Annotated in this window: 23 protein-coding genes; 13 read left to right on the top strand and 10 right to left on the bottom strand. The window is 63.1% G+C overall.

Translation table 11 applies throughout. The features are described from left to right. Positions 1-175 precede the first annotated feature (175 nt). The 3 genes from GYH35_RS03770 to sugE all read left to right on the top strand — a co-directional run bounded on the left by GYH35_RS03770 (position 176) and on the right by sugE (position 3002). The gene (locus tag GYH35_RS03770; protein ID WP_161814375.1) at positions 176-1477 is read left to right on the top strand and encodes a D-amino acid dehydrogenase; all 1302 of its coding nucleotides are present in this window, start codon (positions 176-178) and stop codon (positions 1475-1477) included. After that, positions 1474-2583 carry an alanine racemase gene (gene alr, locus GYH35_RS03765; RefSeq protein ID WP_161814374.1) on the top strand — a complete coding sequence of 370 codons (1110 nt, stop codon included), beginning with the start codon at positions 1474-1476 and terminating at the stop codon, positions 2581-2583. The genes GYH35_RS03770 and alr overlap by 4 nt, the downstream gene beginning before the upstream one ends. A 104-nt stretch (positions 2584-2687) precedes the next feature. Then, positions 2688-3002, top strand: a complete 315-nt coding sequence (sugE, locus tag GYH35_RS03760; protein ID WP_161827675.1) for a quaternary ammonium compound efflux SMR transporter SugE — start codon at positions 2688-2690, stop codon at positions 3000-3002. A gap of 336 nt (positions 3003-3338) precedes the next feature. Here the strand turns inward: sugE and GYH35_RS03755 are convergent, their stop codons facing one another. The 3 genes from GYH35_RS03755 to GYH35_RS03745 all read right to left on the bottom strand — a co-directional run bounded on the left by GYH35_RS03755 (position 3339) and on the right by GYH35_RS03745 (position 6701). Continuing rightward, the gene (locus GYH35_RS03755; protein WP_161827674.1) at positions 3339-4961 is read right to left on the bottom strand and encodes a phytoene desaturase family protein; all 1623 of its coding nucleotides are present in this window, start codon (positions 4959-4961) and stop codon (positions 3339-3341) included. Then, positions 4945-6093, bottom strand: a complete 1149-nt coding sequence (locus tag GYH35_RS03750; RefSeq protein ID WP_161827673.1) for an aromatic ring-hydroxylating oxygenase subunit alpha — start codon at positions 6091-6093, stop codon at positions 4945-4947. The genes GYH35_RS03755 and GYH35_RS03750 overlap by 17 nt, the downstream gene beginning before the upstream one ends. A 71-nt stretch (positions 6094-6164) precedes the next feature. Next, positions 6165-6701, bottom strand: a complete 537-nt coding sequence (locus tag GYH35_RS03745; RefSeq protein ID WP_161814370.1) for a TFIIB-type zinc ribbon-containing protein — start codon at positions 6699-6701, stop codon at positions 6165-6167. 129 nt (positions 6702-6830) lie between these two features. Between GYH35_RS03745 and GYH35_RS03740 the strand changes: the two genes are divergently transcribed. Then, positions 6831-7997: a type IV pilus twitching motility protein PilT gene (locus GYH35_RS03740; RefSeq protein WP_161827672.1), complete on the top strand. Its 1167-nt coding sequence runs from the start codon at positions 6831-6833 to the stop codon at positions 7995-7997. A gap of 1 nt (position 7998) precedes the next feature. On the opposite strand, the gene GYH35_RS03735 is transcribed toward GYH35_RS03740, so the two are convergent. Together GYH35_RS03735 and GYH35_RS03730 are read right to left on the bottom strand one after the other, a co-directional pair. After that, a complete protein-coding gene (locus GYH35_RS03735; protein ID WP_161827671.1) occupies positions 7999-8517 on the bottom strand; it encodes a YfiR family protein in 519 nt (172 codons plus the stop codon). A 15-nt stretch (positions 8518-8532) separates the two neighbouring features. Further along, positions 8533-10470 (bottom strand): TonB-dependent receptor plug domain-containing protein, encoded by a 1938-nt coding sequence (locus tag GYH35_RS03730; RefSeq protein WP_161827670.1) that lies wholly within the window; start codon positions 10468-10470, stop codon positions 8533-8535. A gap of 195 nt (positions 10471-10665) precedes the next feature. On the opposite strand from GYH35_RS03730, the gene GYH35_RS03725 reads away from it, so the two are divergent. Continuing rightward, positions 10666-11313 (top strand): dihydrofolate reductase family protein, encoded by a 648-nt coding sequence (locus GYH35_RS03725; RefSeq protein WP_161827669.1) that lies wholly within the window; start codon positions 10666-10668, stop codon positions 11311-11313. Between the two features lie 55 nt (positions 11314-11368). Here GYH35_RS03725 and GYH35_RS03720 read toward each other — a convergent pair whose 3' ends face one another. Together GYH35_RS03720 and GYH35_RS03715 are read right to left on the bottom strand one after the other, a co-directional pair. Then, positions 11369-12328, bottom strand: a complete 960-nt coding sequence (locus GYH35_RS03720) for an MBL fold metallo-hydrolase (RefSeq protein WP_161827668.1) — start codon at positions 12326-12328, stop codon at positions 11369-11371. A gap of 95 nt (positions 12329-12423) precedes the next feature. Then, the gene (locus tag GYH35_RS03715) at positions 12424-13284 is read right to left on the bottom strand and encodes a hypothetical protein (RefSeq protein WP_161827667.1); all 861 of its coding nucleotides are present in this window, start codon (positions 13282-13284) and stop codon (positions 12424-12426) included. A gap of 158 nt (positions 13285-13442) precedes the next feature. On the opposite strand from GYH35_RS03715, the gene GYH35_RS03710 reads away from it, so the two are divergent. From GYH35_RS03710 to GYH35_RS03685, 6 genes are all read left to right on the top strand, one after another. Beyond that, on the top strand, positions 13443-14114 hold the full coding sequence (locus GYH35_RS03710; RefSeq protein WP_161814363.1) for a class D sortase: 672 nt from the start codon (positions 13443-13445) through the stop codon (positions 14112-14114). Positions 14115-14142: 28 nt separating this feature from the next. After that, a complete protein-coding gene (locus GYH35_RS03705; protein ID WP_161814362.1) occupies positions 14143-14757 on the top strand; it encodes a hypothetical protein in 615 nt (204 codons plus the stop codon). Between the two features lie 18 nt (positions 14758-14775). Beyond that, a complete protein-coding gene (locus tag GYH35_RS03700) occupies positions 14776-15336 on the top strand; it encodes a hypothetical protein (RefSeq protein WP_161814361.1) in 561 nt (186 codons plus the stop codon). Between the two features lie 260 nt (positions 15337-15596). Next, complete coding sequence (locus GYH35_RS03695) at positions 15597-16313, top strand: response regulator transcription factor (RefSeq protein WP_202624061.1); 717 nt, start codon at positions 15597-15599, stop codon at positions 16311-16313. A 101-nt stretch (positions 16314-16414) separates the two neighbouring features. Beyond that, on the top strand, positions 16415-17878 hold the full coding sequence (locus tag GYH35_RS03690; protein WP_161827666.1) for a DcaP family trimeric outer membrane transporter: 1464 nt from the start codon (positions 16415-16417) through the stop codon (positions 17876-17878). 73 nt (positions 17879-17951) lie between these two features. After that, entirely contained in the window at positions 17952-18938 is a 987-nt protein-coding gene (locus tag GYH35_RS03685) for an asparaginase (protein ID WP_161814359.1), read from the top strand. Here GYH35_RS03685 and GYH35_RS03680 read toward each other — a convergent pair. Then, entirely contained in the window at positions 18847-19800 is a 954-nt protein-coding gene (locus GYH35_RS03680) for a YihY/virulence factor BrkB family protein (protein ID WP_161814358.1), read from the bottom strand. The genes GYH35_RS03685 and GYH35_RS03680 overlap by 92 nt on opposite strands. Before the next feature lie 117 nt (positions 19801-19917). Here GYH35_RS03680 and GYH35_RS03675 point away from each other — a divergent pair, with 117 nt between their 5' ends. Then, the gene (locus GYH35_RS03675) at positions 19918-21435 is read left to right on the top strand and encodes an aspartate ammonia-lyase (protein ID WP_161814357.1); all 1518 of its coding nucleotides are present in this window, start codon (positions 19918-19920) and stop codon (positions 21433-21435) included. A 25-nt stretch (positions 21436-21460) separates the two neighbouring features. Then, complete coding sequence (locus tag GYH35_RS03670) at positions 21461-22597, top strand: baeRF3 domain-containing protein (RefSeq protein WP_161814356.1); 1137 nt, start codon at positions 21461-21463, stop codon at positions 22595-22597. Position 22598: 1 nt separating this feature from the next. On the opposite strand, the gene GYH35_RS03665 is transcribed toward GYH35_RS03670, so the two are convergent. After that, positions 22599-24167 (bottom strand): MFS transporter, encoded by a 1569-nt coding sequence (locus GYH35_RS03665; protein ID WP_161814355.1) that lies wholly within the window; start codon positions 24165-24167, stop codon positions 22599-22601. After that, on the bottom strand, positions 24164-25864 hold the full coding sequence (locus tag GYH35_RS03660) for an MFS transporter (protein WP_161827665.1): 1701 nt from the start codon (positions 25862-25864) through the stop codon (positions 24164-24166). Before GYH35_RS03660 ends, GYH35_RS03665 begins: the two co-directional genes overlap by 4 nt. Positions 25865-25904 lie beyond the last annotated feature (40 nt).

Here is a 25904-nt window from a genome sequence, read left to right as displayed (position 1 = left end):
GATGCCAGCGATCTGGGCTGGCATTCCAGGAAAAGACCAGTGATTTCCGCTGGCCTAGGCGAGTTATGTCTCCCCAGGACAGCGGAAACCGCTGAGAAACGCGCTACTTCGAAGGAAGTCGCTGCCGGGCTCTACATAGAATTGCTGACGCTTCAGATGCACTGTCGGAGTGTTCATGCGCGTAGTGGTTCTGGGTGGTGGCGTCATCGGCGTGGCTAGCGCGTGGTATCTCGCGCGTCGAGGCGCCGAGGTCACGGTGATCGATCGACAGACTGCGGTGGCGGCGGAGACCAGCTTCGCCAACGCCGGCCAGGTCTCGCCCGGCTATTCCACGCCCTGGGCGGCGCCCGGCATTCCGCTCAAGGCTTTGAAGTGGATGTTCCAGAAGCATGCGCCGCTGTCGATCAGCCTCGACGGCAGCCTGCACCAGCTGAAGTGGATGGCCCAGATGCTCGTCAACTGCTCGCCCGAGCGTTACGACATCAATAAGGAGCGCATGCTCCGCCTCGCCGAATACAGCCGCGATTGTCTGCGCGCTCTGCGCGTCGAGACTGGCATTCAATACGAACAACGCACCGGCGGCACGCTGCAGTTGTTCCGTACCCGCAAGCAGTTCGAGTCGGCGCGCCAGGACATTCGCGTGCTCGAGCGTTGCAACGTTCCTTACGAGTTGCTCGAAGAGCATCAGCTGTCGTCCGCCGAGCCGGCGCTCGAGCACGTGAAGGGCAAGCTGACGGGCGGTCTGCGTTTGCCCAATGACGAGACTGGCGATTGCAACCTGTTCACCCAGCGCCTGGCCGAGGCTGCGGAGAAGCTGGGCGTTACGTTCCGCTTCGGCCAGCACATCGCTGCGATCGACACGAGCGGTGGACGCATCACCGGCGTTCGCATCGGCGAAGAGCGGATCACCGCGGATGCTTACGTTTTGGCGTGCGGCAGCTACTCGCGCGCGTTGGCCCTGCCGCTCGGCATCGAGCTGCCGGTGTATCCGGTGAAAGGTTACTCGCTGACGCTGCCGATCGTGAATGAGTCGTCGGCGCCGGTGTCGACGGTGCTCGACGAGACTTACAAGGTCGCCGTGACCCGTTTCGACGATCGCATTCGCGTCGGCGGCATGGCGGAGCTGTCGGGCTTCGATCACGAGCTGCTGCCGCAGCGTCGCCAGACGCTCGAGTTGGTCGTCAACGACTTGTATGCGGGCGCGGGCGATTTGCAGAAGGGTCAGTTCTGGACCGGCCTGCGGCCGATGACGCCGGATAGCACGCCGATTGTCGGCGCGAGCGAGTACCGCAATCTGTTCATCAACACCGGTCACGGCACGCTCGGCTGGACGATGGCGTGCGGTTCGGGACAGCTCATTGCCGATCTGGTGACGGGCTATCGTCCCGAAATTCGCACCGACGGCCTGGATGTTTCGCGCTATCAGAAGGTGAGCGCGCCTCGGCCGCGTCTGGTCACTGGCGAGGAGACGGCGTGACGCGTCCGACCAGTGTTCGAATCGATCTGGCGGCGCTTCGAAACAACTATCTCTACGCACGCGGCGTGCACGGCGGTCGTGCGCTGGCCGTGCTCAAGGCCAACGCTTATGGCCACGGGGCGCTGGCGTCGGCTCATTCGCTCGCGTCGGTTGCGGACGGATTTGCCGTTGCGTTCCTCGATGAGGCCTGTGCGCTGAGGGAAGGTGGGGTTCGCAATCCCATCCTGGTGCTGGAAGGCTGTTTCAATGCGTCCGAGCTGAAGATTGCCAACGAGCTCGATCTTTGGGTGGTCGTGCATCAGGAGGAGCAGATCCGCCTGATCGAAGAGAGCCGGACCGGTGCGCGCTTCAACGTCTGGTTGAAGATCGATACGGGCATGAGCCGGGCCGGGTTCCGTGCTTCCGATGCTGCCAACGCCTATCAGCGATTGCAGAGCACGGGCAAGGTGAGCGCGATCACGTTGATGACTCACTTCGCGCGTGCCGATGAGCCGGGCGAGTCCATGACTGCTCAGCAGATCGAAACATTCGACGCGGCCACCGCGATGCTCAGAGGCGAGCGGAGCTTGTGTAATTCGGCTGGCGTGCTGGTGTGGCCGTCCGCACGGCGCGATTGGGCGCGGCCGGGATTGATGTTGTACGGCACGACGACGCATGGACGGGAGGTGCCTGAGTTGCAGCCGGTCATGACGTTCGAGAGCCGAGTGTTCAACGTGCGCACGCTCGAGCCGGGCGAATCGTTGGGCTATGGCGCGACGTTCGTTGCTTCGGAGCGCACGCGGGTGGGGTTGGTTTGCGCGGGTTATGCCGATGGCTATCCGCAGACGGCTGCGACGGGCACGCCGATCGCCGTCGATGGGCATGCGACGTCGCTGATCGGTCGGGTCTCAATGGATATGTTGACGGTCGATCTCACGAACGTGCCGAATGCCGGCGTCGGTAGTTCGGTCGAGTTGTGGGGTCCACGAGTTCCTGTGGCGGCCGTCGCCCAAGGAGCCAGTCGCAGTCCTTACGAATTGCTCTGTGCGGTGAAGCGTGCGCCACTCGTGCACGAGAATGTCGGACAGGGCATTGGTGAGCCCCTGCGAATGACGGGAACTCGCTGAGCGATCGTGGTCTAAGGGTTATGCCGGTGGGGACGACCCCACCGCGCTTTTCATCTTCCGGGGACGACCCCTCTAACAGCGCGAAGGCGCACCCCGGAGGCATCATGGCTTGGGTATTACTTCTCATCGCGGGCCTGTTCGAAATCGGCTGGGCCATCGGCCTGAAATACACCGACGGCTTCACTCGCCTGTGGCCGAGCATCGGCACGGCCATTTCAATGATCATCAGCGTCGCACTGCTGGGCTGGGCTATGCGCTCGCTCCCCGTCGGCACGGCCTACGCCGTCTGGACCGGCATCGGTGCCGTCGGCACCGTAGTTCTGGGCATCGTGCTGTTCGGTGAAGCGATGACCGTGGCGCGGCTCGCCTGCGTCGCGCTCATTGTGGCGGGCATCTTAGGGCTGAAGCTGGCGTCTTGAGGTACTGCGAGAGGCGTCGGTGGCTCGCGCCGCCCGAGGCGCCGTCTCTCCTCCCGGCACCGGGCGCCCGCCGGAGCGCATTGCGCTCCTCGCGTCACGTCCATGATGAGCCCTGCTGTTTCGGCCCCGTCCCTGTGCCGAAAAGCTGCCGGGAGGAGAGACGTCACCTCGGACGACGCCGAAAGGTTGGTTGAGCGCTTTGGCCGTAAAGACATCGAGCTCGGACGACGCCGAAAGATTGGCTGCGCTTGCGGTCGAGAGACGTCGCATCTCAGTTCTCTTCCCTTGCCAAACCTCCGAGCGCGGTCGATAGCAAGGTGCGCTGTCCGGCGACGATCAAGTAATCCGTCGCACCACCTTCCGCCGAAAGTCACTAATAATCTCATGCGCGGCGTTGTGTCCCGGCGCGCCGGTGACGCCGCCGCCGGGGTGGGTGCCGGAGCCGCACATATATAAGCCGGCGAGTGGGCCGCGGTAGTTGCCGTGGCCGAGCATGGGGCGGGCGGAGAACATCTGGTCGAGGCTCAGTTGGCCGTGGAAGATGTCGCCGCCGATCAGGCCGAAGGTTCTTTCCAGGTCCAGCGGGCTGTTGATCTGGCGGCCGAGCACGGACGCTTTGAAGTTCGGGGCGAACGCGTTGACCGTCTCGATCATCAGATCCGCGACCGTCTCTCTATGCGTGTCCCACGATTCGCCGTTCGGCAATGTCGGCGCGACATGTTGGCAGAACATGCTCGCGACGTGCTGGCCAGGAGGGGCGAGGCTGTCGTCGAGCGTCGACGGAATGAGGATCTCGACGATCGGTTGTTTCGACCAGCCATGCGTGCGCGCATCGAAGTAAGCGCGTTCCATATAACCGAGCGTCGGCGCGATGATGATGCCGGCCGTGTGATGAGGGGCTCGCTGTTTGCCGGGCAGGCAGGTGAAGTCGGGCAGTTCCGAGAGCGCGACGTTCATGCGGAAGGTGCCGGAGCCACAGCGCCATTGGCTGATGCGCTGTCGGAACGGCGCAGGCAATGCGGCCGCATCGATCAACCGGGTGTACAGCAGCTTCGGATTCAAGTTCGAAACGACGGCCGCGGCATGAAACGTTTCGCCCGACTCGGTGACGGCGCCGACGGCCTTGCCGTCCTCCACGATGATCTCGCGCACGCCAGCATTCACGCGAATGTCCACGCCGCGGCTCGCAGCTGACTTCGCCATCGCCTGAGTAATCGCGCCCATGCCGCCGATGGCATGTCCCCAAGCGCCTTTCTTGCCGTTCACTTCGCCAAAGACGTGATGTAACAGCACGTAGGCCGAGCCGGGCGAGTAGGGGCTCGAGTAGTTGCCCACGATGCCGTCGAAGCCGTACAGCGCTTTGATCGGTGCGCTCTCGAACCAGCCGTCCAGATAATCGCCGGCCGAGGTCACGAACAGGCTGAGCAGTTCCTGTCGCATGGTCATGTCGAGTTTGCTGAAACGTTTGCCGAGCCCGGCCGCATGCACGAGCTCGGGCAGCGCCACGCGCCAGCCGCCATCGACGACATTAGGTGGTGTTTGCAAGACCAGATCCCGCAGCAGATCGGCAATGATGTCCAGCCGCTCGCCGTAGGCATCGAGACGCTCGGCATCCTGCTGCGAGAACTTCGCGACTTCGCGCCTGGTTCGATCGCCGCCGGTCGCCAGGTAACGGCCGTCTTCCGTGGGAAGGAAGTTGGAGACTTCGCGTTCGACCACACGCAGGCCATTCGCGTGCAGGTCCAGATCGCGAATGACCTTCGGGTTGAGCAATGAAACCGTGTAGGAAGCGACGGAATTGCGGAAGCCCGGATGAAATTCTTCGGTGACGGCGGCGCCGCCGACGACATGGCGGCGCTCGAGCACCGTGACCTTCAACCCAGCCGCGGCGAGGTACGCGGCGCAGACCAACCCATTGTGGCCGCCGCCGACGATCAGGACATCAGACTTTGCGGGCACTGCGGCTCTCCGGAATCATCTCGTGCATCCGACGCGTGAAGCTGCGCAGGCAGACTTCGCTTTCGCTCAGCGGGCCGACGGTGTAGCTGCTCGAGCTCATGCCGGCTTGAACGCGCGCGATCAGAGTCGTGTCTTCCTTGTTCACCTGTCGGTTGATGCGCCAATTCAAATAGCGCGCGGCACGCATTTCGCGGCGGTTGTCGGGATGGACATAGGCGATCTCGCGGATCACGGTCTCCGTGGGAGAGACGGGAATGAACTGCATGAAGTCGATCTGATCGGGATAGATGTCGAACGCGACATTGGGCCAGAGCTTGAAGTAGGTCCAGAGCCGTTGCCGGTCGGCAGGCAGATGATCGACCGTGGGCAGCAGCTGTTGATAGCGTCGCTCCGACCAGTTGCTGCTCGGCTTGTCTTGCAGCACGCCCCACATCTTGTCGACCCACTCCCGAGCCTCGATGCCGTAGCTGTTGCCGAACAGTCTCGACAAGCCGGGATGCGCGACATCGATGTGCATGCCGTCGGAATAGTTGTCCGCGACATTCTTCCAATTCACGGTGCGCGGGCGGAGAGTGACGCGTCCTTGAGGCACCAGTTCTTCGAGTCGATACGCCGCCAGTTCGTGGGCGTACGGCGCCAGCATCTCCCGCACGCTGGGCAAGCCGGGCTCCAGGCGTACGAAAACGAAGCCCATGAAGATTTCCTGTTCGAGCGGCGCCAGCCCATGCAGCTCCGGTTTCAGGTCGCGAAATGTTTCTCGATGCGGCACGCCGATCAGTCGGCCGTCGAGCGAGTAGGTCCACGCGTGATAAGGACAGGTGATGCGTCCGCCGCAGTGGCCCTTCGGGCCGTCGACCAGACGGGAGGCGCGATGACGGCACACGTTGTGAAAGCTCCGGATCTCACCGTCGCGGCCGCGCACCGAGACGATGGATTCGCCGAGCATGTCGAAGCAATGATAATCGCCGGGATTCGGCATATCGCTGCCGTGACACACCAGCTGCCAGCTGGTCCGAAAAATCGTGCGCTTCTCCAGTTCGAAGAAGTCGGGATCGCTGTAAATCCAGGCCGGCAGTCCGACTGCGGGGGCTTCGGTGGATGCAATGAACTGAGGTCGGGCAGCGGCGGTCATGGCGCCATCCTCGGACCGGAAGATGCCGCCAGCATTGCCTTAAGCGGCGCCGATGTCCAGCCCGGCCAGCGCTAATCGCGATAGAGATAAGTGAGGATCATGCTCTTGGCGGGATGGCCGCTGAGCCACGTACGAATCGTCTCGACTTTGCCCGCATCCTCGGCGCCGATATCCCGGCGCAGGATTTCCTGACGCATGCGTTCGCTGCTCTCGGTGCGGATCTTCCGTTGCCAGGCGTCCGTGAATACCGCGGGCAGCTTGTCGCTGAGCTGCAGCTGTTCCAGCAACTGCCACTCGCCGCCGTCCAGCCAGGCCTCGTCGCAGATCGAGCACACATCCAGTCGATTGGCGACGGTGCCGCTCAGTCGGTACTTGGTCATGATGCGCTCGCATTTCGGGCAGCGCAGGGCGCTGGTCGAGTCCGCCGGCAACTCCGCAACGCTCGCCGGGCCGCTCGCGTCCGAAGGCGGCTTGTGATGTTCGGCCCAGTGCCGGTAGTAGAGCAGGCCGACCAGCGATCCTTTGCATTGCTCGCAGCCCATCGCTGGCAGCAGCTCCTCGATCATCGTGGGGCGCAGCTCGGGCGTCTTGCATACCGGGCATTTCATTCAGCTTCTCCTCGCCGAGGGACGCGGCGGATGATACGGCCTTCGGGGCGCTACAATCGACCACGCCGCTCTCATTATTGGCCCGAGCCCGGGGGCAGGGCCTGCAGCCGCATTGACGGAGAGACCCCTATGATCTTGGCAGAGTGGGTTTTGAAGGCGCGAACGCTCGGGGCGAGCGACGTGCATTTGCAGGCGGGGACGCCGGTGGTGGTGCGCGTCCGGGGAGAGTTGTCCGCGGTCAGTGAAGCGCTGCCGGCGGCCCGAGTGGCCGAGATGGGCAGGGAGTTGCTCAACAACGAACAGTGGGAGCACTTCCGTGCGCGCGGCTCCGCGGATTTATCGATCAACGTGGCGGGCACGCGCTGCCGGGTCAACTTGTTTCAAACCGTTCGGGGCGCGGCGCTGGCGGTGCGGCTGCTCGCGGCGTCGACGAACACGTTGAAGAGCTGCAATCTGCATCCGGATCTGGGCAAGCTCACCGCGGCGCAGACCGGCCTGGTCATCGTTTCGGGCCCGACCGGCTGCGGTAAGTCGACAACACTCGCGGCGATGATCGAGGAGATCAATGCCTCCCGCGCCAGGAACATCATCACCATCGAAAGCCCCATCGAATATCTGTACACGAACCATCGCTCGTTCATCCGTCAGCGTGAAGTGCCGACGCATTCGCCGAGCTATGAGCAAGCGATCATCGATGCGCTTCGGGAGAATCCGGATGTGCTCGTCATCGGCGAGATGCGCACGCCGGAGGCGATGAGGCTCACATTGAATGCAGCCGAGACCGGCCATCTGGTGCTCGCGACGATGCATTCGTCGACCTGCGCCGAGGCGCTGAATCGTCTGTGCATGTCGTTCGCGTCCGAGATCCAGGGCAGCGTCCGCGCGCAAGTGGCGGACTGTCTGGTCGCAGTGGTTTGCCAGCGTCTGGAGTATCTGCAGGATTACCAGCTGAGGGCGCCGCTTTGCGAAGTGCTGATGGCCAATTCCAATGCCAAAGGCACGATCCGCAGCGGTTCCTTCAGTCAGCTCGCCACCGTGATTCAGTCGGGCGGCGAGGACGGCATGTGGAGCTTCGACCGCTACCGTCGCTGGATGGAACAGAAGCGGGATTGGGTGATGCCGTCGCAACAGAGTGCGAGCCCGCCGCTGGAGATGCAGTCACACGCGCCGCCGCCGCCGGCGCCGGTCTCGCGTCCAACGCCGAAGCCTGCGACAGAAGCTCCGATCGATATTTCCATCGATGAGAGCGCCGATCTCACCGAGCTGGCGCGCAAGATCGAAAAGAAGATCCGCTGAGCTACTGCTCGACGCGCGATGCCAGGCGGAGCAAGTCGGAGCTGATCTTCAAGCCGGCGCGGCGCGCGTTGCCGACGTCGATATCGAAGCGCAGGCGGTTGTCTTCGGTGAACAAGCGAATGATGCCGCCGCACTCGGTAAAATCGCTGGCCTCGCTGACAGTCAGCGCGTCATTGCCGGCCGCCTGGGTGAGGGCGGTGCGCACATCCGCCGCGGCGTCCAGGTAAACGGCATCGCAGCCCGCCCAGTCGCCGTCCGCCGGCAATTCGGCAGTGACGATCGACCGCGTGCCGATTCTCTTATCGACGGTGGAGCCGGTCAGCGCGTCCTGCACGCCGCGCGCGCCCATGAAACAAACGCGGATCGTGCTGGCCGCGGCTCGCGGCAGTTCGATGAACTTCAGGAAATTGAACAAATAGGCGGCGCGCAGCTGATCCGCTCGCTCGAGTGGAGTATCGTCAGCATGCACGGTGCCGAAGAACAGCAACGTCACAACGGTAACGGAGCGCAGGAATCGCATCGTCGTCGTCGGGCGTTAGCGCCCCACGTGCCACACGAAGCGCCCGAAGAAGCTGCGGCCGATGCTCGCGCCCAGGGCGCCGCCGGTCTCGTCGTAGAACTCGATGTGGTCGTCGTCGAATGCGTTGTTCACCGTGAGCGAGAACTCGAGATTGTCCCGCACGTGCCAGCCGGCGCGCAGGTCGAATGACGAATATGACGGGATGTCGTAGGTGCTCAGGCTGCCGACGTAGCGCCACGACAAGTCGAGCTCGACGTGATGCGGCAGATCGATGCGCGCGCGGGTGCCGAACGATTTCGACGGATCGCTTGCCATCTGCAACAACAGGTCGGTCGCGGGCGGCGCTTCCGTCATGCGATGCCAGTTGCCATTCACTTGCCAGCGCAGCCAGTCGGTAGCGGCCCATTCCAGCGAAGTTTCCATGCCGTACACCGTGGTGTCATGGGCGTTCGCGTACACGAACAGCCGGTCGATCCGCGGCGGCGGGCCTGGCACGAGCGCCGTCTGGAAGTCGATCACGTTGATCAGATCTTGGTACTCGTTGTAGTACAGCGATGCATCGAGCGACAGGCCAGGATTCGGGCGCCAGCGCCAACCGAGCTCGTAGGCCTCCAATTTCTCTTCCTCGAGATGTTCGTCGCCGCTGAGCATGAAGCGTACCGGCACGTCTCGAGGAACGTCGACGCTGACATGGGAGAACAGTTCTATACGCGATGGTGTGCGTACCGCGCGCGAGACAGCTCCCCACACCGTTTGAGTCGGGCTGAAGTGCCACAAAGTGCGGAGCGTGGGCTGGAACGCAAGGCCGGTAAACGTGAAATCCTCGAGCTTCGCGCCGGCGATCACGCGCAAGCGGTCGTCGAAGAAATTGATCTCGTCCTGCGCGTAGATGTTCCATTGATCCTGCGAGGACTGGGTTTTCGAGAAGCGCACGCGCGCCGCGGGATCTCGCTGTTCCTCTTCGAGCTCGCGCAGTCCGAAGCCGCCGGTCAGCAGGTGCCGGCCGATGCGATTGGCGCTGAACTGCAGATCGAGGCCCGCGGTCGCCTCGCTCCAGCGGCCAGGCAGGCCACGATCGGCCCAGCTGTAATAAGTGTGCGCATCGATGCTGCCCAAGGTGACGTCGCGTTGCCAGTTGACCGTGACGTTGCCGGTACGCGAGCTGCCCGGGAGATTCGAGTCCGCGTAGCCGTCGGTGTCGCCGAAGTCGCCTTCCTGCACATCGCCTTGGAAGGACAGCTGTCCGCCCGCGGCTGCACGGTCGAGTCGCCAGCCCGCTTGAGTTCTGATCCAGGGCTCGCCGCCGTCTAAATATGAATCAGTGTGGGCATGCTCGGCATACACGCGGTAGTCGCCGATCGAGTCGATGCGATCCGAATAGCTCACAGCGCCCGACTGGCTATCGACCGTGCCGCTGCCCGCTTGTACGCGCAGCCCGGCGGAGTCGGCAGCGGTGCGAGTGATGATGTTGATCACCCCGTTGACAGCGTTGATGCCCCACAGGGCGCCGCCGGGGCCGCGCATGACTTCGATGCGCTGGATGTTATAGAGCGGCACCGTCTGCTCTTCCCACATCACGCCGGAGAACAGCGGCGTATAGATGCTGCGTCCATCGACGAGCACCTGAAGTTTGTTCGCGAATCGGCTGTTGAAACCGCGCGCAGTGATTGCCCAGCTGCGGGCGTCGATGCGAGCGACCTGCAGGCCCGGCGCCATGCGCAAGACTTCGGGCAGGCTGGTTGCTCCGCTGCGGCGGATATCGTCGCGGGTGATCACGAACACCGCCGCGGCGGCGTCGGCGCTCGCTTGAGCACGCTTGGCCGCCGATGTCACGGTCACGTCCATGCTCATCAACGTCGCCAGGTCCAGATCGGTGAGATCTTCGTGGGCCTGCGCCGCGCAGGTCGTCAACAACGAAGTAATGAGCAGCGCTAGCAGTCGCCGGGCCTTCATATGCTCCAATGAGTGAGCTGTTATAGAGGACAGGCGATGCAGCGCCTGGTTAGACGCTGTTTCGACGCGCTGCGCTGAAATCTTGAGCGCGAGCGGCGCTTATTTGCAGCAACTCGCGCTCCCGTAGGTTCTTTTCAGGCAGGGAATGTCTTAAGTATGCTCGGGTGCGTTTACCCAGGTTAGGGAGCGGCGCCGATGGGCAAGGTTCGTGTGAATTTTTTCTGCGTGTCGATGGACGGCTTCGGCGCCGGGCCGGATCAATCGCTGCAGCAGCCCCTGGGCATCGGCGGCGAGTCGTTGCACGAGTGGGCCTTTGGGACGCGCACCTTCCAGAAAATGTTGTTCGGCAAGGAGGGCGGCAGCACCGGCATCGACGATGACTTTCTGGTGCGGAGTTTCGACAACCTCGGCGCGTGGATCATGGGCCGGAACATGTTCGGCCCGATTCGCGGCCGGTGGCCGGATGAGGAATGGCAAGGCTGGTGGGGGCCGAATCCTCCGTACCACTCGCCCGTGTTCGTACTGACGAACCATTCTCGCGCGCCGCTCGACATGGAGGGCGGAACGACATTTCATTTCGTGACGGATGGCATCCATGCCGCGCTCGAGCGGGCGAGGGCCGCGGCCAATGGCAAAGACATCCGGGTGCTCGGCGGGGCGTCGACGATCCGGCAGTACTTGCAGGCGCGGCTGATCGACGAGATGCATCTGGTCGTGGTGCCCAAGCTGTTGGGGCAGGGCGAGCCGCTGTTCACGGGGGTGGATCTGGTGAAGCTGGGTTACAGCGTCACTCAACAGGTCACATCCGAAACCGTGTTACACGTCATCGTTACGAAGAACTAGAGACAGCGGCGGCTGCGTGCAGCGTTAGATCGTCTGCACGCAGCCAGCGCGTTACTTATATCGTTTCCGGAGTCCACACGTAGCCGTCGCCGCGGCGCTCGAACTTGCCCACGCCAGGATACGGGAAGTGCACGGCGTAGATGCGTTGACCGCTTTCGGCGCTTTTGCTGAGCACATCGATGCGGCTCTTTTGTCCCGTCGGCGCATCGAGATCGAATGCGACCGTCCAGTCCGGCTTCTGCACCGAGACGACGTAGTGATGCACGGAGTCGCCGACGTACAGCAATGTGTTGGCGCCCGAGCCGATCAGATAACCCGAGTGACCCGGTGTGTGACCATGATAGTCCACGGCTGTCACAACCCCCGGAATGAGCTCCGCGCCGGGAGCGAACGCATCGATCTTCGGAGTCAGAGCGGTGACCAGGGCGGTATGGTTCGTGGCGCCGATGGCTGCGGCGGTCTCGGCATTCAGCCCTTTCAGGAAATCCCAATCGGCGGCGCCGAGGTGAACCGTCGCATTCGGAAACGCCAGCGCGCCTTCGGCATTCAGCAGGCCGCCGATGTGATCGCCATGGGCGTGTGAAATGAACACGTCGGTGACGCTGCCCGGCTCGATGCCGGCGGCGGCGAGCGACTGGATGAGCTGACCGCCGGCCGGGCCGAAGTTCGAACCCGCGCCCGTGTCGAACAACAACACGCGATCCGCGCTCTTCACCAGCAGCGGCTGAATCGACACGCTGAGCTTGTCGGCGGGCAGGCTGGCCGCGGTCAACACGGCAGCGACGTCCTCGGGGGTCTTGCCGACGCCGAAGATTTTATTGTCGTTCGGGAAATCGAACGCGCCGTCACGCAGAGCGAAGGCGGACAGCTCGCCGATGCTGAAGCTGCCGGCGGGCGCTTGCGCGGTCGAAGCCGGAGCTGCGGTTTCCTGCGCCGGCTCTTTGGGAGCTTCGGACTTCGGCGAACAGGCAGCGAGCGTCAAACAAAGAGCGATAGCAAGCGACGTTCTTTTCATGCGAGTAAGGCGCTGAGTGAATGGGGCACGCATCCTAGCATCGCCACCCAGGCGTTCACACACTGCGCCCTGGAGTCGCCCGGCTATTGCTGTGGTTATGGCGGCGGTTCGACCGCCGCCGACTCTGCCGGTTTCTCGGCTGGCTCCTCGCCGGGACCGGCGCCGCTGCGCTTCTGTTTCTCGGGGTCGGGCAGCGGCACGATCTTGCCGGTGGGCAAGAGCGCCTCGACGGTCATCTGCGGCGGGATGCGTGACTGGTCGCGACCGCAGCTGGCGCTCCGCTGCGTCACTTTTACGTTGAGCTTGCGGAACAGTTGCGTGCCCATCTGTTCGAGCAGCTCGCAATCCTCGGGCTGCAGACGTACGGTGCGTGAGGACAATGTCACTTCCTGGCGTTGCGCCTCGAACACGATGGGATCGTTCATCGCGGCGCCGGGGTTGCGAGTCACGCGAGACACCAGCTCGCGGCGCGACTTGTCCTTCTCGATCTCCTTCATCACGGCTGGCGTGACCTCGACCGGCATCTGCACTTGAATGCGGATCAGCGCCGATTGGCGTCGCTCGCTGGCGGAGTTGCGGAAGGTGGAGGAGGAGCGGTCGAACGGATCGCCCCGATCGAACGGGTCGCCGCGATCGAAGGGATCGGAGCTCGCGCGGCCCGGCATCGGATCCATCATGTCGTCGCCGACCATGTATGCGTCGCAGTTCCTCACGTCTACTTTGACGTCGTCCCGGGCGCCGATGGCGAGCAGGATGTTGGCTACGCGGTTCTGCAATTCGTGGCAGGCCTGGAATTGCCTCGGCAACCGGTATTGCAGGGAGACTTCGTGGACTTTGTAAACCGCCGTGACCGGCCCGTCAGCGATCGCTGTGCCGGTGAGCAGCAAGGACGCGGCTGACAGCAGTTTCAAGACAGCCGACGCGCCACGGTCTGTGAACAGGTGCAAGGTCGTCATGGGCAATATCTCCGCCGCAAGCCGCATGCGATTTGCTGTCAGTCTAGGCTCGCGGCGACGCCGCGTCGAGCATGCATTAATGGGTTGGCCCTAGGGCTAATTGCTGCTCGTTCAGACTGAGCCGACGCTGTTCGCCCGAGAAGCAAAAGAGCTGGATCATGGCTCGAGCGAGCGTGAGTGGGGTGGCCAGGGTGGTAGAGCATGTCTGCTGGACCCTGGCATGCGTGGCGATCGTGCTGTACCTCGCGGCCAGAACGGATGCAGCCATCAGCGGCAAGGCCGATCTTGCGCGAGCGACGACCGCCGCGACTCGCGCGACAACAACAGCGAATGTTCCCCCGGCTGCACCGATCGTTGACACCGCTCCGCCCGTTGCTGCGGCGTCCGGACTGCAAGGCCTGTTGGAGATCCCGTCATTGGGCCTGCGCACGCCGCTTTATTCCGATACCAGCGAGCTCAATCTCAATCGGGGCGCTGGACTGATTGGCGGCATGTCCGTGCCGGGCCAGGGCGGCAACCTGGGCGTGGCGGCGCATCGCGACGGCATCTTTCGACCGCTGGAGAACATCCAGATCGGCGCCGCGATCGAGGTGCGGACCGCGAGTTTTCACTACGTCTATCACGTCACGTCGATCGCCATCGTCGATCGCACCGATGCCGCGCTCCTGCGGCGTACCGACGAGCCCGCCATCACGTTGGTGACCTGTTATCCGTTCCGATTCGTAGGACCCGCGCCCCGGCGATTCGTGGTGCGTGGCCAGCTCGATTCCGCTCGCGAGGCCACCGCGTCAGTGACGCCACCGCTTCGGGAGAAAACCGCCGCCATCTGAAACCTCTCGAACCATGCAGGAGACAATCATGGGTATCCGTTCTCGCGTCACCTTCGGCGCGCTTCTCGCACTCATTGCTACAGCGACCCTGGCGCAGAACCCGAAGGATTGCGCCGCCGTGAAGTTCAGTGACGAGGTGCTGGAGCGATTCCCACGGGCCCAGGAGGCTTGCCAGGATGTGATAACCCGCGATGGGCAGGACTATGCGGTCATCAACGCCCGTCTGGTCGACGTGCGAGGGAACACGATGCGAGTGCGTTTCAGGCACGCCGACGGTTCCATGGGGCCGACGCAGTCCGTCACACCGCCGCGCGATTTCCGTGTACTTATCAATGGCACACCCACGCGCGTTGCCGACCTTGCACCAAATCAGGACTTGAAAGCTTACGTGCAAGTCAGCCGCCCGGTGATGGCGCTGGAGCCGGCCGATAGCACGCAAACCCTGGTGATCGTGCCCCTGGTCGCCGAAGAAGCGGTCGCCGAGGATTCCGAGCGCACGCGCCTGGCCGAAGCCGATCCTGAAATGCCGAGCACCGCCGGGCCTGCGCCACTGTTTGCAGCCTTCGGCCTGTTGTTCGCCTGCGCCGCCGTGGGTCTGCGAGCCCTGCGCGCCGTGCGCCCGAATCCAGCCAAGAAGATCTAACGTCGAGGAGTAAAAATCATGATCCGGAATATTGTGGTTGTTTCGCTGGCCTGCCTCCCGTTGATGAGTCAGGCAGCGGATCCGAAAAAGGTGTCGTCGGAGAATGTCACCAAAGCGACGGCGACGGTGCAGTCCGTCGATCACGACAGCCGCTCGCTGGTGCTTCGCACCTCCGATGGCGTCGATACGGTGGTTGTCGTCGGGCCCGAGGTCCGCAATTTCGAGCAGATCGAGGCGGGCGATACCGTCTCCGCCACGTATCGCGAGGCACTGCTGGCGCAAGTCGTGCCGAAAGGCTCGGCAGCCGGCGAGCCTCGCACCACAGTGGCGAAGACCCGAGCCAAAGAGGGCGAACTACCCGCAGCGTCGGTGAGCGCTTCCGTGTCGACCGATGTGGTCATTCAGTCCGTCGACCAATCGTTCGACACCGTGACGTTCAAACGCTCCGACGGCGTGGTGCGCACCGTCGCGGTCGAAAATCCCGAAGCCACCAAGTTCGTGCACAACCTGAAGCCGGGCGACGAAGTGCGGATCACGTACACCGAAGCCACGGCCATCGCTCTGAGCAAAGCGGAGTGATGCTGCACAGTGGATACGCGAGCAGACTGGTCTTTTGCCGATATATCCAAATAAAAATCAGTTTCGATTCGGCAAATCCCGATCTACTCGCGTAAGCCGCTGCCGCATGATCTGCGCGGAAGTCCTTGACTGCACTGGTTCACCGCGAGATGAAGGTGACAGGCAGGTTACAAGGGGCGCGCTTCCTGGAATGTGGCCACGTCGTGAAGCGCGCGAAATACATCGAAATATGTATCGTCGGGTGCATAGCGGGAGTTTTCGTGAGCAGGACACCACCTACCGTATTCATCGTCGATGACGATGCGGATGTGCGACGAGCGCTGGCTCGTCTGTTATGCGCGGCTCGATATGTGACGCGCTCCTTTGGATCTGCGGCGGAGTTTCTCGCGCATCACGATCCAAACGTGCCGGGCTGTCTGCTGCTGGATCTGGCGATGCCCGATCAAAGCGGCCTCGATGTGCAATCGACGCTGGTCGAAATGGACTGTCACCGGCCGATCATTTTCTTGAGCGGTCACGGCAGCATCGCCGAGAGCGTGATAGCGATGCGCGCCGGCGCGGTGAACTTTCTCACCAAGCCGGTGGAGAACGAAGAGCTGCTCGGTGCTGTCGAAGAAGCGCTGCGCATGGATGAGGAGCAGCGTCGCGCGACCGGCTTGAAGCAGATCGTTCAAGAGCGGATCGCGACACTCACGCCGCGCGAACGTGAAGTGCTCGCGCACGTTGTCGAAGGTCGCATGAACAAACAAATCGCCGGCGACCTCGGCACGGTGCTCAAGACCATCAAAGTCCATCGTGCGCGGGTGATGCACAAGATGCGCGTGCGCTCGCTGGCTCAGCTGGTGAAGCTCATCGCCGCGTCGGGCGTGGTGCTCGACCGTCCGGCTCGCAGCGAGTTGCCGTCCGATGTGAAATACAGCGCGCCGATCGGCTCCAGCGGCAGCAGCCACTCGATCGGCGGCGTGGCGCACTGGTGACAACAAGAAATTTTCTCTGATGTCGTTGGTGACGTGGGCGATTGTCACGCCCCTCGTCACGCTTCCTGCCGGCTCGGCTTCCTGTGTACTGTGCGTACGCTATGCACAAGACACGGAAGACAATCCATCTGCTCTTCTTGATGCTGATCTGTGGCGCGAGTCCGCTATCCGCGCAGGAAACAACTCAGGAAGAAGCGATCCGTAAACTCAACGCCAGGATGGCTGAGCTGCAGGCGCAGATCGCAGAAATTCAGGCCGAATTGGCCGCGATCCATCCCGAGCAGCTGGCGCAGCCCGGCTCTATCGTGAGCACGCAACCTCCTGCTCCGGAGAAGCTGACTTCGCAGCAACAGGAAGAAGCGATAGGCGAGGCGACTCGACATCACCAGACCTTTGCACAGGATGAAGAGGACGCGCCGCGCCTGTACAACGCGCCCATGGATCCCACGTATCCGGGATTCTTTCTCCTGCCAGGCACGCACACGCTGCTGCGGATCGATGGATCGGCAAGAGCCGATCTGATTTACGATCCAAGAACACCCACGATGGGCGATGGCTTCATACCCTCGTCGATACCGATCGCATCGACCTCCGATCATTCGAATGTCAATGGCAGCATTCGTGGCAGCCGCTTCATGGCGGACTTTCGCATCCCCTATGGCGAGAGCGCGTCCGCGCGGACCTTCATCCAGTACGATTTCTTCGGGCCCAACGGGACGACGGCGCCACGGCTGCGTCATTTCTACGCTCAGCTGAACAACATTCTGGTCGGCCAGACATTCACCAACTTCATGGATCCCGATGCCTTCGGGGACGAGCTGGACAACCAGGGAGTCAATGCGGCGGTCAGTGTGCGTCTTCCGCAGGCCAGATACAGCTTCGGGCTGGGAGGAGGGGCAAGCGCCTCCATCGCTCTGGAGGATCCGGACTCCTCCATCGATTTCTCGATCGCCGGCGCGCCGGTCACGCCGACCACTTCCGCTCCGGACCTCACACTTCACTTGCGAAACGAATGGGAGAACGGACATCTGCAGCTGGCGAGCACCTTTCGCGACCTGGGGGTGGAGTTTCCGGACGGAAGGCGCGAGTCGACCTTTGGATGGGGCGTGAATGCGACGGGAGGGATAGAGGTGCTCGGCCGCAATTCCATCGTTCTAGGGCTTGCTTATGGCCATGGAATCGCGCGCTATGTGGGCGACACCGCGGGCGCGGGATTGGACGCAGCTCCCGAATCGCAGACAGATTTGTCTCTGAAAGCGCTGCCGCTCACGGCCGCGTATGGTAGTTACCAGCACTACTGGAACCAGAACATGCGTTCGAGCGTGACGCTCGGTCATGTGAAGGTGCAGAACACCAGCTTCCAACTGCCCGATACCTATCACAAGAGCACCTATTCGGGCATCAATCTGATCTGGAATCCGATCGGCAGCCTGGATGTCGGCGCCGAGTTCGTCTACGGCTGGGTGGAGGACAAGAGCGGCGCCAATGCCGATGCTCCCCGCTTTCGAATCACAGCGAGATACAACTTCGTGAAGCACCGCCCGGCCGAGGAAAAGGCGCCGTAGCGAAAGTTCATTCACAACTCGTTGGACCAGGGGCTAATTGCGGGCTGCCGGGTGCGATGCGAACGTGATCGGTATGGCAAGAGTGCACATCCTGGCGACCGGCGGGACGATTGCGGGTCGAGGCTCGAGCGACACCTCCTCCAGTTATCGTCCCGGCTCGGTCATGATCGAACAGCTGATCGACAGCGTGCCGGGCCTCGGCGCGCTCGCCGAGGTGACCGGCGAGCAGTTTGCCCAGATGAGCAGCCAGGACATGGACGAGGTCGTCTGGCAGGGCCTGGCGAATCGAATCAACAAACTGTTCGATGCCGATGCGGCGGACGGCGTCGTCGTCACGCATGGCACCGACACCGCCGAAGAGACTGGCTACTTCCTGCATCTGACCGTGACCTCGGACCGTCCGGTCGTGCTCACCGGCTCGATGCGGCCGGCGACCTCGTTGAGCGCCGATGGGCCGCTCAATTTATATAACGCGGTCTCGGTTGCCGCCGATCGCGATGCGCGCGATCGTGGAGTGATGCTGGCAATCAACGACGATCTGCACAGCGCGCGCGATGTCACGAAGTCGAGTACGACGGACGTGCAGACTTTCATCTCACCTGGGCCCGGATTGCTCGGCACGGCGCGGCTGGGACGCATTCGATATTTCCGCCGGCCGAAGCGTTTGCACACGAGCCAGTCGAGCTTTTCTGCTTTTGCTCAGCGACGTTTGCCGCGCGTGGATATCTTGTACTCGCACGCCGGCATGCAGCCCGACCTGGTGCGAGCCAGCGTATCGCTCGGTGTGCGTGGCATCGTGATCGCGGGTGTGGGCAATGGCAATGTGCCAGGGCCGGTGGTCAGCGCGTTGACGGACGCGGTGAAGGCGGGCGTCATCGTAGTTCGTGCCACGCGCGTCGGCAGCGGTGATGTCGAGCGGGGCGTAGAGCTCGACGACGATGCGTTGGGTTTCGTCGTGGCCGATCAGCTCAATCCCCAGAAGAGCCGGATATTGTTGCAACTGTGCCTGGCGCACGAACTGGATCGCAATGCTGTGCAGGAAGCGTTCTTTCAGTATTAGTTCTCGCGCGATACGTCACTTTGCTCAGCTCCGCGCCGAAGAACAGCATCTTGCTCATGGCGTGCATCCATAGCATCACCATCAGAATGCCGCCGATCGCTCCGTAGGCGCTCCATTTCGTCGCTGCATGGGCGGCGTACACCGACAGGACTTCGGCGCCGAAGATCCAGGTGAGGCCCAACAGGATTGCAGCGAGTCGCACGTCGCTCCAGCGCACCTGCATGGGCGGCAATGCTCGCAGCAGCAATGCAAATATGAGCGGGGCGATGACCAGCGAGCCGAGCAGGGGCAGCAGCCAGCCGAGTGTATCCCCGATCAGTGACAGTTCACCCGGCAGCGCTGCCAGCCACTGCAACGCCCCGATGACCGCGAGCAGCGCGAGCAACAACGCGCCGCCGCCAAACATGATGCCAAAGGCGATGGCGCGCTCGGTGAGTTTCATCCGCAAGGCATTCAATATGGAGCCGGACGCGAGCGGCGGCGCTTGCTTCCAGAGCGCCCGGAAGGTCATGCGCAGGTGAGCGAACAGTGCCGAGGACGTCATCAACAAACCGACGATGCCGATCAGTGTTGCCACGATCGAGCCGCGCTGCAGATACAGAGACACTTGTTCGACGGCGCCGCGCAAGTCGGCGCCGAACGTGACTTCGACCGTCTGCAACAGTTGTTGCTCGAGGTCGACAGCCAGTGGCGACAGGCGCAGCAACCAGCCCATGGCCGCCATGAGCAACACCAGCAAGGGCACCAGTGAGAGCAGCGCGTAGTAAACCATTGCGCCCGCAAAGTAGTGCGCGTAGTCGCGTACGTACTCGCCTGCAGCTGCGCGCAGCAGGCTCGAGTGTGCTGATATCGAGGGATTCACCGTCGTCGACTCTCGGCGCGATGCTGCTGGCGAACTGTTGGACCTAGGTCCTACGCGTGGCCATTGCGGAGTGAGATAGGTTCCTCGCGACAGTCAACGGACCACCGAGGGCGAACCATGAGCGATCCTCAAGCGGACGAGGCATTTCGCAGGAGCATCTGCACGCAGCTGCCGGGATGCGGCCGCGTGCGTTCGGAAGCGGACAGTCTTGGCGAACGCAAAGTGCCGCTCGATGCCTACTGGGGCGTCAATGTGTCGCGCGCGCTCGAGAACTTCGCCATCAGCGGTCGTCCGATCTCAATTTATTCCGACTTCATCTACGCTTACGCGTGCGTCAAGCAGGCGGCGGCGCTGGCCAACGCCGACGTGGGCGTGATGGAGCGCTGGAAGGCCGAGGTGATCGAACACGCCTGCGTCGAGATCCGGGACGGGGCGCTGCACGATCAGTTCGTCGTGGACATCATGCAGGGCGGCGCGGGCACGTCGACCAACATGAACTTCAACGAAGTGATTGCGAATCGCGCGCTGGAGTTGGCGGGCCACGCCAAGGGCGACTACGCACGCATCGATCCCAACGACGATGTGAATCGTTCCCAGAGCACCAACGACACCTATCCCACCGCTTTGAAGATCGGCTTGCACCTGGCGTTGGAGCGTCTGCAAGTCGAGCTGGTGTCGCTGGCCACGGCGTTTCACTCCAAGGGCAGCGAGTTCTCCGGCATCGTGAAGGTCGGCCGCACCCAATTGCAGGACGCAGCGCCCATGACCCTGGGCCAGGAGTTCCAGGCATTTGCGATTACGCTGGCCGAAGAGTGTCTCGATTTCGAGCACGTGACCAACAAGTTGTGCGAGATCAGCCTCGGCGCGACTGCGATCGGCACCGGCATCGCGGCCCACCCGAAATATGCGGAGGCAGCGCGTCAGCACCTAGCCGACATCACCGGCTTCGCGCTGCGGACTTCACCGAACCTGGTCGAAGCCACGACCGATGTCGGTTGTTTCCTGGAGCTGTCGGGCGCCTTGAAGAAATGCGCCATGAAGCTGTCGAAGATCTGCAACGACCTGCGGCTGCTCAGCTCGGGCCCGCAGGCGGGATTCGGCGAGATCACGCTGCCGCCGCGCCAGGCCGGCTCGAGCATCATGCCGGGCAAAGTGAATCCGGTGATCCCCGAAGCGGTCAATCAAGTGGCCTTCGCGGTGGCCGGCGGCGATATGACGCTGACCATGGCGGCCGAGGCCGGCCAGTTGCAGCTCAATGCGTTCGTGCCGGTCATGGCGCACGTGCTGTTCGAGAATCTGAAGTATCTGACGGCGGCGGTGACGACGTTGCGCGAGCATTGCGTGATCGGCGTGAAGGCGAACAAGAGCCGGCTCGAACAACACTCACGCTCGTTCGTCGGCGTGATCACGGCGCTCATTCCTCATATCGGCTATGAGCCGGCGGCGCGGCTCGCGAAACAGGCGCTGGCGGATGGCGGCGACATCGTCGATGTGGTGGCCGCTTCTGGATTGTTGTCGCGCGAAGAGCTGGCCTCGCTGCTCACTGCCGAGCGGCTTACCGGGAGTCCGCGCGAATCGAGCAGCGCGGACGCGGGTATCCCTCGGGATACGGGTAGAGAGCAGGTCAGACATTAGATGCGCATTCTGTAGAGGGGGCGTCATGCGTCAGTTCTCCACTCATCAGCTGTTATCGTTACTGGACAAACATGGCCCGCCCTGCATCTCGCTCTATCAGTACACCCACCGGCATCACCCGGACAGCCTGCAGGACCCGATCCGCTACCGCAATCTGCTGCGGGAGATGGAAAGCTCGCTGCTGCAGAAGTACGACCGGAAGGAAGTGCGCCCGTTGCTGGAGAAATTCCAGCCGCTGAGCCACGACGGCGAGTTCTGGAATCATCGCACCGACGGCCTGGCCATGCTGGCCGCGCCCGACATGTTCGAGGTGTTCGAGCTGCAACGGCCGGTGCAGGAGAACCTGATCGTCGCCGATACCTTTTATCTCAAGCCGTTGCTGCGCATCTCGCAGTCGGCCGATCGTTTTCAGATCCTGTGCCTGACGCGCGACCGGGCGCAACTGTATGAAGGCAATCGCGACGCGGTCGATCCGGTCGAGCTCATCGACACGCCCGGCACGATCACTGAGGCGCTCGGCGCCGATCTGACTCAGCAGCATCAGTCGGTGCGCAGTGCGGCCGGTCAGACGCCGATTTATCACGGCGTCGGGCAGAAGAAGGAAGAAGTGGATCGCGACCGGGATCGGTTCTTCCGCGCCGTCGATCGCGGCGTGATGGAGAATCACTCCAAGCCGACCGGGCTGCCGTTGATGCTCGTGGCGTTGAAGGAATATCACACGCCGTTCCGCAACCTGAGCCGCAACCCGCATCTGCTGAGCATGGGGGTCGACGTGGATCCGGGAGCGATCGGCCTAGATGAATTGCGTGCGCTGACCTGGGAGCAGATGGAGCCGCTGTATCTCGAACGCCTGGCGCTGCTGGTGCGCGAGTTCGAAATTGCGCGGACCCGTCAGCTCGGCTTCGACGATTTGTCCGAAGTGGCGGCAGCCACCGCTGCCGGCAGAGTGGCGAACCTGCTGGTCGAAGCCGATCGGCAGATTCCAGGCCGCGTCGATCTGGAGTTCGGCAGGATCGAGCAGGGCGTGCTGCACGATCCGGAGGTCGGCGACGTGCTGAGCGATCTGGCCGGCGCGGTGCTGAGAATGAAGGGACAGGTGGTCATCGTGCCCAAGGAGCGGATGCCCACCGACACGGGCGTCGCCGCGACCTGTCGTTTCTAGTTTATTGAGACCGCGCCACGGGCAGAAAGCCGACGAACGTGAGCCCGGCGAGCGCGAAGAACGAGAGCTTCAGCGCGAACAGCCGCGCGTCTGTGTTGATCTGCACCGCATTCGCGATGTGCTCGGGCGTGAGCGGCGACTGCTCCAGCACTTGCTGCAATCGATCGTTGCTGATGAAGGCAACGCGATTCAGATCCAGATGAGCGCGCAACTCGGTGCCGATCGCAGGATCGCGCGCCAGGTGTTGATTCACGTTGAGGCTGAGCACACCGATCACCAGTGCGCCCGCGATCGCCGCTCCGACCGCAGCGGCGAAATGACTCGTTGCGGAGCAGAGCGGCTCGACATCCTCGGAAATTTCCGTCGGCGCCACCGCCGCCAGGCTCTTGAACAGCAGCGTCGCGAGTGCGCCTTCGCCCAAACCGACCGCGGCCAGGCTGAGCACGACCGACGCGTTGCTCCAGTCGTTGCGCACGATGGCGCCCAGCAGCACCAGCCCCGTGCCCACGGCGAGAAACGCATATCGAGTGACGTTGCGCATGGCCTGCGGGCTTCTGAAGCGGCTGACGTACAGCGCGCCGATAAAGCTGGCCACCGTGAAGGGCACGAGGGCGTAGGCAGTTACCAGGCTGCTGCGCCCTTGCACGATCTCTATATATAAAGGAATGAGGAAGGTGACGCCGGAGCTGACCGCGGCGATGGTGAATATGGACCAGAGCATGGAGCGCTGCCCTGGAGTGTTCAGCAGTTGCATCACGCCCAGGCATCCGCCGATGCGTCGCTTGGCCATCCACACCAGCACCAGCTTGATGAGCACCACGCCGAACAGCATGCCCAACAGCGCCGGCGAGAGGTTGAGCGGACTGAACGGCGCGCCAGCGGTTGCTCGGACGACGCCCCAGTCGATCAGGTTGTCGCTGCCCAGGCCGATGAGCACCATGGCCAGTGCGACTGCACCGAGGCCGGCGATTTCCTTGTCGGTAATGGTGGTCCGGGGCAACAGACCGGAATGATGGCGCAAATACAGACTGCCGAAGTAAACGGTGCCGGCCAGCAGCAACAGCAATGCGAAAGTGATGCGCCAGTCATGCCACGTCGCGATCGCGCCAGCGATCAGAAAGGCCGGCGCCAGGCTCAGGCTTCGGGTCGCACTCAACCGGCCCAGTGCGAGGGCGCGTTGCTCGCCCGAGTAGTGAGCTGCTATCAATTGCACCGAGGCGGGCGTCAACACGGCCGCTGCGGCGCCCGCGATCATCTGGGCCAGCAGCACCATGGTGGCGTTGGGACTCCAGGCCATGATGGCCATGGCCACGCCGAACGCAGCGAGCGAGGCACGAAAGATGCGCCGGGCGCCGACGATGATGGCGAGGCGGGTGCTGCCCAGCACGCTGGCCGCGACCATCAGCGAGTACATGATGATCGCCGTTTTCACCATGCCCGAACCGGTGTCGAACGCCGTGACGATGCCTTCGATGGAAATCTTCAAGGTCGCGATGTTGAAGACCAGCAGCACCTGGGCGCTGGCGACGATCGTCAGGGGCAGCCAGTTGAATCGGTCTTTGCTGATCACGCGGGCGAGGAGGCGGTGGAGTGGGGTTCGTCCTTGATGTTGGCGGCGCCGTGTTTGGCGGGGTCGCGAATGTAGCCCGGCAATGCGCCGGCGGGAAAGAATGCGAGCAGTGCGCAGCCGGCGAGCGCGAAGAAGGTGGCCTTCAACGCCAGCAAGCGCGCGTCGGTGTTGATGCGCACAGCCTCGGCGATTTCTTCCGATGTCGCGCTGGTGTCCGCGAGCGCTCGCTCCAGGCGGCTGTTGCTGACGAACGCGATGCTATCCAGATCGACCTGCGCGGTGACTTCATCGGGTAGGCTCGAGTTGTGCACGAGCTCGAAATGCACGCTGCGATCGAGCAGCCCGATGAGCAGTGCGGTCGCCATCGCTGTGCCGACAGCAGTAGCGAGATTGTTGGTGACGCCGCGTACCGAGCCCACATCGGCCGCCAGCTCTCGCGGCGATGACGTCACCAATACATTGAATAGCAGTGTCACCAAAGCGCCTTCGCCGAACCCCGCCACCGCCATGCCGAAGATCACCATGGAGTGGCTCCAGTCGTTGCGGATGGTCGCGCCGAGCAGCGCCAGCCCGACGGTGACCAATAGAAACGAATAGCGGCCGATATGGGCGGGACTGAGATAGCTCTTCAAACGAACCACGGTGATCGCCGCAATGAAACTCGCCACCGAGAAGGGAATCACGCTCAGCGCGGTCTCGAAGCTGCCGCGGCCCTGCACGACCTGAATGTAGAGCGGGATCAAAAATGTGATTGCGGAGGCCAGCGCACTGACGATGAAGATCGACAGCAGTGCGGCGCGCTCGGCAGTGCCTGCAACGACTTCGAGCGCGACCAGCGAGTCCGCGCCTTGGCTGCGACGCCGTCGCGACCAGGAAATAAAAGCCTGCAGCAGGAACACGCCGATCACCACCATCAGCGGTGCAGGAGATATATCCAATATTGCGAACGGTGCGTCGGGCCGGGCGAGCAGCGTGCCCCACGAGGCGAGATTGCTGGTGCCCAGGCTGATGAGCACGACGCCCACGCCCGCCAGTCCCGCGCCGACCCAATCGATGTCGACGTGCGACGGTCGGCGCGCAGCGCTCAGTTTGTCGCTGAACTTCAAAAGTGCGAGCGCGAGTAGCGCCAACAATCCAAACATCGCGCGCCAGCCCACCCAACCGGTCAACGTTCCAGCGAGCAGGAACGCGAGCACGATGCCCATCGCCGGCGCGGCGCCGAGCCAACCGAGCGCCTTTGCTTGCTGATGACCCTGATAGTTGTCGGCGACCAGCACGACCAGCGTCGGCACGAGCATCGCCGCGCCCATGCCGGCGAGAACTTGCGCGACGATCATCATCGTTTCGTCGAAGCTCGCGGCCATGACGATCATGGCGATGCCGAACAGCCCGACTGAAGCGCGAAACACGCGACGCGATCCGATCAACTGCGCCACGCGCGCGCCCGGCAGTATCAGCGCGGCGACTACCAATGCATAGGTGACGATCGCCGTGCCGAGCGTCGTTGCCGCTGTGCTCAGACTGCCGGCAATCGCGTCCATCGATACCTGCAGCGTCGAGACATTGAAGATCATCATGATCTGCGCGAGCACGATCACGATCATCGGAGTCCACGGGGCGGCCCGCGTCCCGTCGGCTATGGAGTCGATGTCGTCGGTGCTCGATGACGCGTGCATGCCATGGCTTGATACCGCCACTGCCGCTCGCGCTGCGTTGGGCCTTGGCCCAATAGACGGT

This window comes from Steroidobacter agaridevorans (assembly GCF_009932555.1).
Taxonomy (GTDB): Bacteria; Pseudomonadota; Gammaproteobacteria; order Steroidobacterales; family Steroidobacteraceae; genus Steroidobacter; species Steroidobacter agaridevorans.
Note: the sequence above shows the minus strand (reverse complement) of the source record. Positions and strands in the feature narration are given on the sequence as shown.

Bases quoted from the DNA above. Each gene is read 5' to 3' on its own strand.
- GYH35_RS03710 (WP_161814363.1), top strand. From the start codon at position 13,443: ATGGCTCGAGCGAGCGTGAGTGGGGTGGCCAGGGTGGTAGAGCATGTC.
- GYH35_RS03720 (WP_161827668.1), bottom strand. From the start codon at position 12,328: ATGAAAAGAACGTCGCTTGCTATCGCTCTTTGTTTGACGCTCGCTGCC.
- GYH35_RS03725 (WP_161827669.1), top strand. From the start codon at position 10,666: ATGGGCAAGGTTCGTGTGAATTTTTTCTGCGTGTCGATGGACGGCTTC.
- GYH35_RS03745 (WP_161814370.1), bottom strand. From the start codon at position 6,701: ATGAAATGCCCGGTATGCAAGACGCCCGAGCTGCGCCCCACGATGATC.
- GYH35_RS03740 (WP_161827672.1), top strand. From the start codon at position 6,831: ATGATCTTGGCAGAGTGGGTTTTGAAGGCGCGAACGCTCGGGGCGAGC.
- GYH35_RS03700 (WP_161814361.1), top strand. From the start codon at position 14,776: ATGATCCGGAATATTGTGGTTGTTTCGCTGGCCTGCCTCCCGTTGATG.
- GYH35_RS03730 (WP_161827670.1), bottom strand. From the start codon at position 10,470: ATGAAGGCCCGGCGACTGCTAGCGCTGCTCATTACTTCGTTGTTGACG.
- GYH35_RS03705 (WP_161814362.1), top strand. From the start codon at position 14,143: ATGGGTATCCGTTCTCGCGTCACCTTCGGCGCGCTTCTCGCACTCATT.
- GYH35_RS03685 (WP_161814359.1), top strand. From the start codon at position 17,952: ATGGCAAGAGTGCACATCCTGGCGACCGGCGGGACGATTGCGGGTCGA.
- GYH35_RS03670 (WP_161814356.1), top strand. From the start codon at position 21,461: ATGCGTCAGTTCTCCACTCATCAGCTGTTATCGTTACTGGACAAACAT.
- GYH35_RS03735 (WP_161827671.1), bottom strand. From the start codon at position 8,517: ATGCGATTCCTGCGCTCCGTTACCGTTGTGACGTTGCTGTTCTTCGGC.
- sugE (WP_161827675.1), top strand. From the start codon at position 2,688: ATGGCTTGGGTATTACTTCTCATCGCGGGCCTGTTCGAAATCGGCTGG.
- GYH35_RS03675 (WP_161814357.1), top strand. From the start codon at position 19,918: ATGAGCGATCCTCAAGCGGACGAGGCATTTCGCAGGAGCATCTGCACG.
- GYH35_RS03770 (WP_161814375.1), top strand. From the start codon at position 176: ATGCGCGTAGTGGTTCTGGGTGGTGGCGTCATCGGCGTGGCTAGCGCG.
- GYH35_RS03750 (WP_161827673.1), bottom strand. From the start codon at position 6,093: ATGACCGCCGCTGCCCGACCTCAGTTCATTGCATCCACCGAAGCCCCC.
- GYH35_RS03690 (WP_161827666.1), top strand. From the start codon at position 16,415: ATGCACAAGACACGGAAGACAATCCATCTGCTCTTCTTGATGCTGATC.
- GYH35_RS03715 (WP_161827667.1), bottom strand. From the start codon at position 13,284: ATGACGACCTTGCACCTGTTCACAGACCGTGGCGCGTCGGCTGTCTTG.